The following is a 10183-nucleotide window of genomic DNA, read 5'->3' on the forward strand; positions in this document are numbered from 1 at the left end:
GGTGAACGGTCCCGCACTGCACGTGATGGAAGCTCTGCCTCTGGGAGTCCCGTGTACCCACCTGTCGGGGTTGACGCCTCGGGCCTGGCTACGCTGCGCGCGACGGTCCTCGACCACCTGCGCGGCTTCGTCCCCACCGCGTACGCCGTCCCCGCCCTCGCCGCCGCGGTCCCTGCCGGCCTCGGCCCGGCCGGCCCCTGCTACGCCCTGACGGACGGCGGGGCGACCGTGGGCAGACGCGCTCGCTCGGGCTCCGGCCCGGCCGCCGCCGGCGGGACGAGCGCGCCCGCCGCCCGCCGCCCCACGGCGGACAGCGACCAGGCCCGCATGATGGACCTGGTCGAACGCGCCCAGGCCGGCGAGGCCGAGGCCTTCGGCCGCCTCTACGACCAGTACAGCGACACGGTGTACCGCTACATCTACTACCGCGTCGGCGGCAAGGCGACCGCGGAGGACCTCACCAGTGAGACCTTCCTGCGCGCGCTGCGCCGCATCTCCACCTTCACCTGGCAGGGCCGCGACTTCGGCGCCTGGCTGGTGACCATCGCGCGGAACCTGGTGGCGGACCACTTCAAGTCCAGCCGCTTCCGCCTGGAGGTCACCACCGGCGAGATGCTCGACGCCAACGAGGTGGAGCGCAGCCCCGAGGACTCCGTCCTGGAGTCCCTCTCCAACGCGGCGCTGCTCGAAGCCGTCCGGAAACTCAACCCCCAGCAGCAGGAGTGCGTCACCTTGCGCTTCCTCCAGGGCCTCTCGGTCGCCGAGACGGCCCGGGTGATGGGCAAGAACGAAGGCGCCATCAAGACGCTCCAGTACCGGGCGGTCCGCACCCTCGCCCGCCTGCTGCCCGACGACGCCCGCTGACACCCTCCCGCTCTCACGACACGACCTCACACCCGGTGACCCCTCGATGACGCTGTGGTCCGATCATCCTTCGTCCGTAACCCAAGTGCCGCGCCGCTCGTTGTGCGGAATGCAGGCTCCCTTTGGACACGCCCTGCCCGAAGCCGCTCACCCGAAAGTGTGGATGTGCTCAAGGAAGGCAACCTTCCGGACACCTTGGGGAGTCGATCGTCATGACGAGAGGAGGTGCCGCCAGTGATCGCGAACGTGACTCCGCACCGGCGGGCGAACGCCTTCGCCCAGGCCCTGGAGGATCGGACCCCGTCCGGTCCTTCGGATCCGGATCCGGCGGCCGAGCAGTCCGAGGCACCTGCCGAATCCGCCGACCACGACCGGTTGTTGGCCCTGGCGAGCGTGCTCGGCGAAATGCCGCGCCCGGTGCTGGACCCCGAGGTCAAAGTGGTGCAACGAGCGCAGCTCGTCGCCGCCATGGAGGCCATGGTGATGGAGGAGAGGGCCGGAGGCGGTGCCGCCGCGGACCCTCTGGTGCCCGAACAGCGGACCGGCCGCGGCGCCCACCGGGCGACCTCGCTCCGGAAATTGCGGCCCCGCTCCCGCTGGTCCAAGGGCATCGCAGCGGGGGGCCTCACCGTGGGTGTGGCCGCCGGGGCCTTCAGCGGAGTGGCCGCTGCCAGCACCGACGCCCTGCCCGGTGATCCCCTCTACCCGGTCAAGCTGGGCATGGAGGACCTGAAGCTGGGTCTGGCCGACGAGGGCGCGGACCGGGGCGAGGTCTACCTCGACCGGGCTTCGAACCGGCTGTCGGAAGCCCGCCGGCTGATGGAACGCGGCCGCTCGGGCCCCCTGGACCACGAGGTCCTCGGGGAGATCCGGCGGGCGCTGGCAGGGATGCAGCACGACGCGGCCGAAGGCCACCGGCTGCTGCAGGCCGCCTACAAGCGGGACGGCTCGCTCGGCCCGATCCAGGCGCTGTCCTCGTTCTCCAACTCCCACCGCGACGCGTGGGGCCGGCTCCGGTCCAACCTGCCGCCGCAGCTCACGGACGTGGGGGACCAGGTGAGTTCGGTCTTCCAGGCCATAGACGACGAGGTGGCGCCGCTCCAGGGCATGCTGCCCAAGGCCCCGGAGCAGCACCGCGGCGGTCCGGGCGGCGGCCCGGCCAGGCCGAGCAGCCCGGCCCCGGGCAAGCAGCAGCCCGCACCGGCACCGGACGCCGCCAGCTCGGCGGCGCCTCCGGCCGCGCCCAGCCCGTCCGGCAGCAATGCCCCGGCGCCCGGCAGTGGCCTCCTGGGCGGCACGGGCAACCTGCTGAACCCGCCGGCGCCCGGCCAGTCCACACCCCCGCCCGCGGCTCCCCCGGCGCAACCCCAGCCGGACATCACCCTGCCGCCCCTCCTCCCGGGTCTCCTCCCGGGCCTGGGCATCCAGGCGGAGGACGCGGAGTAGCAGGAGAAACGCCGGTGGGCTGGCCGCAACCAGCCCCACCGGCGTCACCCGCGCCCGGCCCGACGTCAGAAGAAGACCGACCTCCGCTGCACCAACAGCTTGTACAGGGTGTGCTGGATCTGCTCCCGCACCTGGTCCGTCAGGTTGAACATCAGCATCGGGTCCTCCGCCGCCTCCGGCGCGTACCCGTCCGTCGGGATCGGCTCACCGAACTGGATCGTCCACTTCGTCGGCAACGGCACCGCCCCCAACGGCCCCAGCCACGGGAACGTCGGCGTCACCGGGAAGTACGGCACCCCCAGCAACCGCGCCAGGGTTTTCGCGTTGCCGATCATCGGGTAGATCTCCTCCGCCCCGACGATCGAACACGGCACGATCGGCGTGCCCGCCCTCAGCGCCGTCGAGACGAACCCGCCCCGCCCGAACCGCTGGAGCTTGTACCGCTCTCCGAACGGCTTCCCTATCCCCTTGAAGCCCTCCGGCATCACGCCCACCAGCTCCCCGGCCTCCAGCAGCCGCTGCGCGTCCTCCGCACAGGCCAGCGTGTGGCCGGCCTTGCGGGCGAGCTCGTTCACCACCGGCAGCATGAACACCAGGTCCGCCGCCAGCAGCCGCAGGTGCCGCTCCGCCGGATGGTGGTCGTGCACCGCCACCTGGAGCATCAGCCCGTCCAGCGGGAGCGTCCCCGAGTGGTTCGCCACGATCAGCGCGCCGCCGTCCTTCGGGATGTTCTCGACGCCCTTGACCTCGACGCGGAAGTACTTGTCGAACAGCGGCCGCATCAAGGACATCAGGACCTGGTCCGTCAGCTCCTTGTCGTAGCCGAACTCGTCGACCTCGTACTCCCCGGTGATCCGCCGCCGCAGGAACGCCAGACCGCCCGCGATCCGCCGGTCCCAGCCGCCGTCACCGCCGCGCCGCGCGGGCGCCTGGGCGACCGGCTCCACCGGCTCCGGCGGTTCCGGAACCGCCCGCACCGTCCGGGGCGCACCGACCCGGCGGCGCGGCCGGTCCTCGTCGAACGGGATGACCTTGGCGTCGGCCACTATCGCTCCACTCCCTCGTCAACGTTCAACAGCTCCGCTACCCGCCCGACGGCCCGGCCCACCCGCTCCGGCGGCAACAAGCCGCTCCCCCGGCTCCGCGCGAAGTCCGCGAAGGCCCCGGCGGTCGTGTACACCGGCCGGAACCCCAGCGTCTCCCGCATCTGCGTCGTCTCCACGACCCGCCCGTGCGTCAGCAGCCGGATCTGCTCCGGCGAGAAGTCCGTCGCCCCCACCGCCCGCAGCGCCTGCCCCACCCACGTCACCGCGGGCAGCAGCAGCGGCAGCGTCGGCCGCCCCAGCCGCCGCGCGCACTGCGACAGCAGCAGCACCCCGTCACCGGCGATGTTGAAGGTCCCGCTGTTCAGCGTCCCCCGCCGCGGCTCCCCCGCCGCCAGCCGCAGCACGTCCACCACGTCGTCCTCGTGCACGAACTGCAGCCTCGGGTCGTAGCCCAGCACCGTCGGCATCACCGGCATCGAGAAGTACTCCGCCAGCGCGGAATCCGCGAACGGCCCCAGGATGTTCGCGAAGCGCAGCACGCACACCGCCACGTCCGGCCGCCGGCGCGCGAAGCCCCGTACGTAGCCCTCGACCTCGGCGGCGTCCTTCGCGAAACCGCCCGCCGGCAACGACTTCGGCTGCGTGGTCTCCGTGAAGACGGCCGGATCCCGCGCCGTGCCCCCGTACACGCTGGTGCTCGACTTCACCACGAGCCGCCGTACCGTCGGGGACTTCTGGCAGGCCCCCAGGAGCTGCATCGTCCCGATGACGTTGGTCTCCTTGACGGTGCTGCGCCCGCCCGGCGCCCCCACGGCGCCACCGGTGACCGCCAGATGGACCACCGTGTCCACGGCGTGCTCCGCGAGCACCCGGGCGATGGCCGACTGTCTGATGTCCGTCCGCACGAACTCGGCCGCACCGAGCCGGTGCGGCGGGCTCACCGCGTCGACCGCGATGACCCGTTCCACCTCGGGGTCGCGCTGGATGCGGCGCACGAAGCGGCCCCCCAGCTGCCGGGCAGCCCCGGTGACGAGCACGACCTTCCCCACGAGCTCAGCGCCTCCCTCGAAGAAGTACCCCCGGCTGCACCGCAGCCCCCCCACCAGGATGGTGGAGGGGCTGCGGAGAACACGTACAGCTGCCGTTTACTTCTTGTTACGGCGCTGGACGCGGGTGCGCTTGAGCAGCTTGCGGTGCTTCTTCTTAGCCATCCGCTTGCGCCGCTTCTTGATAACAGAGCCCACGACTACCCTCGCTCACTTCTCGGAACATCCCCGCGCCAGCGGGGATCGGTGCGGGGCGTCTGGGCCCACACGACCTACGTCGGCCTAGCCTACCCGCCCAAGCTCTGAGCTTGTAATCCGAGCCCTCCGAGATGTGGCCGAGCCCCCTCGGAAGGGGAGAGTCTCAGGCCGACTCCACCCCCACGAAGGACTCCCTGAGGTACTCGTGAACCGCGTTCTCGGGGACCCGGAAGGACCGGCCCACCCGGATCGCGGGCAGATGACCGTTGTGCACCAGCCGGTACACGGTCATCTTCGACACTCGCATCACCGAGGCGACCTCCGCCACGGTCAGGAACTGAACCTCACTGAGAGGCCTCTCGCCAGCAGCCATGACACCCACCTGACCTTCCGCGCATGACGGGCACCGGCTTCCCCTCCGGTTACTCCTCGTCGTCGCACGCTCACTCCCCAGAGTAGGGGCGGGTGATACGAGTGGGGAAGAGGAGCTACGGCCACTCCTGACGCCCCGCCAGCCCGGCGCGGTGCAACACGTGCCGGAGGAGTGGGCCGTAGTAGTCCGAGCGCACCCCGTCATCAAGCGGAACGGCCACCGCCACCCGCCCCTCGGCCTCCCCGACGAACAGCGCCGGATCATCCGTATCGCCCAGCCCGATGGCCTCCACACCCAGCTGACCTGCACCGCAGACCCACCCGTGGTCCCCGACCACCAGGTCCGGCAGCGGCCCGCCGGCCTCCGCGAGCGCCCCCAGGACGATCCGAACCGGCAGCGGCGAATGGGAGTGTGCGCCGGTGGCACTCCCCGCCCCCCGCGCGCCGGGCTCCCGCACCAGCGCGACACCCCGTACGTAATCGATGCGGTGCGGACGTACGCCGAACCGGGTCGCCATGTCGACACCCACCCCCTGCGCCGGGGTGAGGACAACACATCCCGCCGCCGACAACGCCTGCCCCAAAGCGGCGTAGAAGCCCAGGAGCCGGTGCGGGTGCCCCGTCCCGAGCAGCACGGGCGACCGGGCATCCGCCGCGGCCGCCAGCCGCTCCGCGAAGGCCTCCAGCGCCGCCACCGTCCGCTCCGGGTCGATCACGTCCGGGCCGCTGACGTGCGCCGGATCCGCCGAGACCCCGCACCTGGCCGCCATCAGCCCCAGCAGCTCACCCACGTCCCAGCGCCGCTCCGGCTCCAGCCCCAGCAGCACCCGGGGATCCCGCGCCGCGAACAGCCGGTAACTGCGTAAGCTCTCCTCCCGCGTCGTGGCGACGGGCCCGGCCAACCGGGCGGCCAGCAGATGCGCACGCAACGCGCCGGTGCTCAACACCCTCCGATGCTGCCGCACCGCACCTGCCGGTTCATCAATTACGCCGATTCCCCCCACAGTTGGCGTAACCGTGCCACGGGCCGGCCCCGCGTCACACCAGCATCCCGCGCAGCGGGAACACCGCCCGGCGCGTCGCCAGAACGGCCTGATCCGTACGGTCCGCCGGATCGTAGCCCGCGTCCCAGTCCCGCCACCGCGGCGTCCGGCCGTCCGTCATCCGGGCCGGCCCCGGCTGCCGCGTCCGCGCGTACACCTCGTCCAGCCAGGACTGCGGCACCGGTGACAGCGGATCCACCGGCCGGTGCGCCGCGATCCCCACCAGATGCGTCCACGACCGGGGTACGACGTCCACCACCGCGTACCCGCCGCCGCCCAGCGCGAGCCAGCGCCCGCCCGCGTACTCGTGCGCCAGCGCGTGGCAGGCCTCCTGCACGGCCCGCTGCGCGTCCAGCGACACCGCCAGGTGCGCGAGGGGGTCCTCGAAGTGCGTGTCGGCCCCGTGCTGCGTCACCAGCACCTGCGGCCGGAAGTCCGCCAGCAGTTCCGGCACCGTCGCGTGGAAGGCCCGCAGCCACCCCTCGTCCCCGGTCCCGGCCGGCAGCGCCACGTTCACCGCGCTGCCCGCGGCCGCCTCGCCGCCCGTCTCCTCCGGCCAGCCCGTCTGCGGGAACAGCGTCCGCGGATGCTCGTGGAGCGAGACCGTCAGCACCCGGGGGTCGTTCCAGAACGCCGCCTGCACCCCGTCCCCGTGGTGCACGTCCACGTCCACGTACGCGACCCGCTCGGCGCCCAGCTCCAGCAGCCGCGCCACCGCCAGCGCCGCGTCGTTGTACACGCAGAACCCCGCCGCCCCGCCCGGCATGGCGTGGTGCAGACCGCCCGCGAAGTTCACCGCGTGCCCCGCCTCACCCCGCCACAGCGCCTCCGCCGCCGCCACCGACTGCCCGGCGATCAGCGCGGAGGCCTCGTGCATCCCGCGGAACGCCGGATCGTCGACGGTCCCCAGCCCGTACGAGCCGTCCGCCGCGCCGGGATCCGCCGACACCTCCCGCACCGCGGCGACGTAGTCCTCCCGGTGGACCAGCCTCAGCGTCGAATCCCCGGCCGCGGGAGCCGCCCGCACCTCCACCTCCCGGTCCAACCCGAAGGCACGCACCAGGCCCATGGTCAGCGCCAGGCGCACCGGGTCCATCGGATGGCTCGGCCCGAAGTCATACCCCGTTACCGCCTCGTCCCACATCAACAGCCCGGTCACCGGCTCGCCGCTCATGCCCGACACCGTATCGGGCCCGGTCCGTGCCGAACGAAGGGGCGTAGAACAACGTCACCAGCACCAGCACCATCGGCACCACCATCGCGCCCCGGTAGTTCCACGCCTCCCCGATCCCGCCCACGAGCGGCGAACCGATCAGGAACCCCACGTAGTTGAAGATGTTCAACCGCGCCACCGCCGTGTCGGAGGCACCGGGGAACAGCCGCCCCGCGGCGGCGAAGGTCTGCGGAACGATCACGCACAACCCGACGCCCAGCAGCGTGAACCCGAGCATCCCCACCCAGGCCCCCGGCGCCACCGCCACCACCGCGAACCCGCCGGCCGCCACCACCGTCCCGGCCCGCACCACGGCCACCGCCCCGAACCTCCGCACCCCTAGGTCCCCGACCGCCCGCCCGGCCAGCGTCGTCACCATGTACACGTTGTAGGGCACCGTCGCGAGCTGCTCGGAGCTGCCCAGCACGTCCTGCAGGTACTTGGCACTCCAGTTCGCCACCGTCGAATCCCCGATGTACGCGCAGGCCATCACCAGGCACAGCGGCAACAACAGCTTCCCGCCCCCCGCGGGCCACCCCTGCCCCGCCTCCCGGGGCCCGGCCTCGACGTCCACGTAGTACCGGCTCGCCAGCAACGCCGCCGGCAGCACCACCGCCACCGCCGGCAGGTACCCCGCGAACAACGACAGGTGCCAGTGCGCCCCCGCCCACGCCGCCGAAGCCCCCAGGATCCCGCCCAGGCTGTACGCGGCGTGGAAGCCCAGCATGATGGAACGCCCGTACGCCCGCTGGAGGCTCACCCCGAGCATGTTCATGGAGGCGTCCAGCGCACCCACCGCCAGCCCGAACACCCCCAGCGCCACCGCCACGTGCCACATCCGGCTGCCGGCCCCCACCCCGAGCAGGGCCAGCAGGACGACGGGCTGCGCCCACCGCAGCACCGCACTGGGCGCGATCCGCTTCACCAGGTGCTCGGTGGCGACGCTCGAGACCCCGGCGAGGACCGGCACGGCGGCGAGGAAGGCGGGCAGCAGCCCGTCGGATATCCCGTACCGGTCCTGAATGGCCGGGATCCGCGTCACCAGCAGGGCGAAGGCCACCCCTTGCGCGAAGAAGCTGAATCCGAGCGCCCCGCGCCCACGGCGAAGCCGTACGTCAACCGTCATGGCGGCACAGCGTAGGCGCCGCCACTACCGGTGGGTAGAGCGATCACACAACCGATCAGCGGCCCAGCCCCAGCAGGGCGGACAGCTCCTTCATCTCCCCGAAGCAGGCCGTGGCGCCGGCGAGCTGCTCGGCGGGGACCAGGGAGGTGAAACCGAGCACGGCCATCCCCGCGGCCCGTGCGGCCTGCACCCCGAGCGGGCCGGCGTCCACCACCACGCACCGCTCGGGGGCGACGCCCATCATGTCGGCGGCGTGCAGGAAGAGGTCCGGCGCCGGCTTGCCCTGGCCGACGTCCTCCGCACTGAAGATCCACTCCTCCTCGAACCACTCGCCCATCCCGGACGCGCCGTGCTCGGCCCGGATCTGGTCGCGGCTGGAGGAGGAGGTGACGCAGTAGGGAAGTCCGAGCGCGGACAGCTCTCCCAGCACCTCGGTCACCCCGGGCACGGGCCGCAGTTCGCGCCCGGGCGGGGTCGTAGTGGCGAGCGGCTCGCTGTCCACGAGGACGCCGTCGTTGTCGAAGATGACCAGCTCGTAGCCCATCGGCCCACCATACGAGCAGTCAGCGCAGGTTGACGGGAACCGCGTGCCGGTAAACGGCTGAACGCGCCCGGAACGCAGAAAAGCCCCGCACCAGAAGGTGCGGGGCTTTCCCACAATGATTGTTCGGCGGCGTCCTACTCTCCCACAGGGTCCCCCCTGCAGTACCATCGGCGCTGAAAGGCTTAGCTTCCGGGTTCGGAATGTAACCGGGCGTTTCCCTAACGCTATGACCACCGAAACACTATGAAGTTAACCAACCGGATGACAACACGGTCGTTACTTCAGAACTAACACAGTGGACGCGAGCAACTGAGGACAAGCCCTCGGCCTATTAGTACCAGTCAGCTCCACCCGTTACCGGGCTTCCACATCTGGCCTATCAACCCAGTCGTCTACTGGGAGCCTTACCCTCTCAAGGAGGTGGGAATACTCATCTTGAAGCAGGCTTCCCGCTTAGATGCTTTCAGCGGTTATCCCTCCCGAACGTAGCCAACCAGCCATGCCCTTGGCAGGACAACTGGCACACCAGAGGTTCGTCCGTCCCGGTCCTCTCGTACTAGGGACAGCCCTTCTCAATATTCCTACGCGCACAGCGGATAGGGACCGAACTGTCTCACGACGTTCTAAACCCAGCTCGCGTACCGCTTTAATGGGCGAACAGCCCAACCCTTGGGACCGACTCCAGCCCCAGGATGCGACGAGCCGACATCGAGGTGCCAAACCATCCCGTCGATATGGACTCTTGGGGAAGATCAGCCTGTTATCCCCGGGGTACCTTTTATCCGTTGAGCGACGGCGCTTCCACAAGCCACCGCCGGATCACTAGTCCCGACTTTCGTCCCTGCTCGACCCGTCGGTCTCACAGTCAAGCTCCCTTGTGCACTTACACTCAACACCTGATTGCCAACCAGGCTGAGGGAACCTTTGGGCGCCTCCGTTACCCTTTGGGAGGCAACCGCCCCAGTTAAACTACCCATCAGACACTGTCCCTGATCCGGATCACGGACCGAGGTTAGACATCCAGCACGACCAGAGTGGTATTTCAACGGCGACTCCACCATGACTGGCGTCACGGCTTCAAAGTCTCCCACCTATCCTACACAAGCCGAACCGAACACCAATATCAAACTGTAGTAAAGGTCCCGGGGTCTTTCCGTCCTGCTGCGCGAAACGAGCATCTTTACTCGTAGTGCAATTTCACCGGGCCTATGGTTGAGACAGTCGAGAAGTCGTTACGCCATTCGTGCAGGTCGGAACTTACCCGACAAGGAATTTCGCTACCTTA

10 protein-coding genes and 2 rRNA genes are annotated in these 10183 nt (G+C 70.5%); 2 read left to right on the plus strand and 10 right to left on the minus strand.

Annotated features, from left to right (window positions below):
* Positions 1-51 precede the first annotated feature (51 nt).
* Both AB0D45_RS07385 and AB0D45_RS07390 read left to right on the plus strand, forming a co-directional pair.
* Positions 52-864, plus strand: a complete 813-nt coding sequence (locus tag AB0D45_RS07385) for an ECF subfamily RNA polymerase sigma factor, BldN family (RefSeq protein WP_361596992.1) — start codon at positions 52-54, stop codon at positions 862-864.
* Between the two features lie 234 nt (positions 865-1098).
* Positions 1099-2310 carry a DUF5667 domain-containing protein gene (locus AB0D45_RS07390; protein WP_362455795.1) on the plus strand — a complete coding sequence of 404 codons (1212 nt, stop codon included), beginning with the start codon at positions 1099-1101 and terminating at the stop codon, positions 2308-2310.
* Positions 2311-2375: 65 nt separating this feature from the next.
* Here AB0D45_RS07390 and AB0D45_RS07395 read toward each other — a convergent pair whose 3' ends face one another.
* The 10 genes from AB0D45_RS07395 to AB0D45_RS07440 all read right to left on the minus strand — a co-directional run.
* Positions 2376-3356 carry a lysophospholipid acyltransferase family protein gene (locus tag AB0D45_RS07395; RefSeq protein WP_362455797.1) on the minus strand — a complete coding sequence of 327 codons (981 nt, stop codon included), beginning with the start codon at positions 3354-3356 and terminating at the stop codon, positions 2376-2378.
* Positions 3356-4405: an NAD-dependent epimerase/dehydratase family protein gene (locus AB0D45_RS07400; protein ID WP_362455798.1), complete on the minus strand. Its 1050-nt coding sequence runs from the start codon at positions 4403-4405 to the stop codon at positions 3356-3358. The genes AB0D45_RS07395 and AB0D45_RS07400 overlap by 1 nt, the downstream gene beginning before the upstream one ends.
* 96 nt (positions 4406-4501) lie before the next feature.
* Positions 4502-4600, minus strand: a complete 99-nt coding sequence (locus tag AB0D45_RS07405) for an AURKAIP1/COX24 domain-containing protein (protein ID WP_003948845.1) — start codon at positions 4598-4600, stop codon at positions 4502-4504.
* 163 nt (positions 4601-4763) lie between these two features.
* Entirely contained in the window at positions 4764-4973 is a 210-nt protein-coding gene (locus AB0D45_RS07410) for a helix-turn-helix domain-containing protein (RefSeq protein ID WP_162688852.1), read from the minus strand.
* Between the two features lie 115 nt (positions 4974-5088).
* Positions 5089-5919, minus strand: a complete 831-nt coding sequence (locus AB0D45_RS07415) for a phosphatase (protein ID WP_362455800.1) — start codon at positions 5917-5919, stop codon at positions 5089-5091.
* A 91-nt stretch (positions 5920-6010) separates the two neighbouring features.
* Positions 6011-7159, minus strand: a complete 1149-nt coding sequence (locus tag AB0D45_RS07420) for an acetoin utilization protein AcuC (protein ID WP_362455814.1) — start codon at positions 7157-7159, stop codon at positions 6011-6013.
* Positions 7131-8354, minus strand: coding sequence for an MFS transporter (locus AB0D45_RS07425; protein WP_362455801.1), 1224 nt, complete (start codon positions 8352-8354; stop codon positions 7131-7133). Before AB0D45_RS07425 ends, AB0D45_RS07420 begins: the two co-directional genes overlap by 29 nt.
* Before the next feature lie 55 nt (positions 8355-8409).
* Complete coding sequence (locus AB0D45_RS07430) at positions 8410-8898, minus strand: HAD-IA family hydrolase (protein ID WP_362455803.1); 489 nt, start codon at positions 8896-8898, stop codon at positions 8410-8412.
* Between the two features lie 121 nt (positions 8899-9019).
* Positions 9020-9136, minus strand: a 5S ribosomal RNA gene (gene rrf / locus AB0D45_RS07435).
* A gap of 73 nt (positions 9137-9209) precedes the next feature.
* Positions 9210-10183: ribosomal RNA gene (locus tag AB0D45_RS07440) — 23S ribosomal RNA — on the minus strand; the annotation flags it as partial.

Source organism: Streptomyces sp. NPDC048352 (assembly GCF_040651895.1).
Classification (GTDB): Bacteria; Actinomycetota; Actinomycetes; order Streptomycetales; family Streptomycetaceae; genus Streptomyces.

Coding starts and splice junctions, on each gene's coding strand:
- AB0D45_RS07410 (WP_162688852.1), bottom strand. CDS start 4,973: ATGGCTGCTGGCGAGAGGCCTCTCAGTGAGGTTCAGTTCCTGACCGTG.
- AB0D45_RS07420 (WP_362455814.1), bottom strand. CDS start 7,159: ATGTGGGACGAGGCGGTAACGGGGTATGACTTCGGGCCGAGCCATCCG.
- AB0D45_RS07425 (WP_362455801.1), bottom strand. CDS start 8,354: ATGACGGTTGACGTACGGCTTCGCCGTGGGCGCGGGGCGCTCGGATTC.
- AB0D45_RS07430 (WP_362455803.1), bottom strand. CDS start 8,898: ATGGGCTACGAGCTGGTCATCTTCGACAACGACGGCGTCCTCGTGGAC.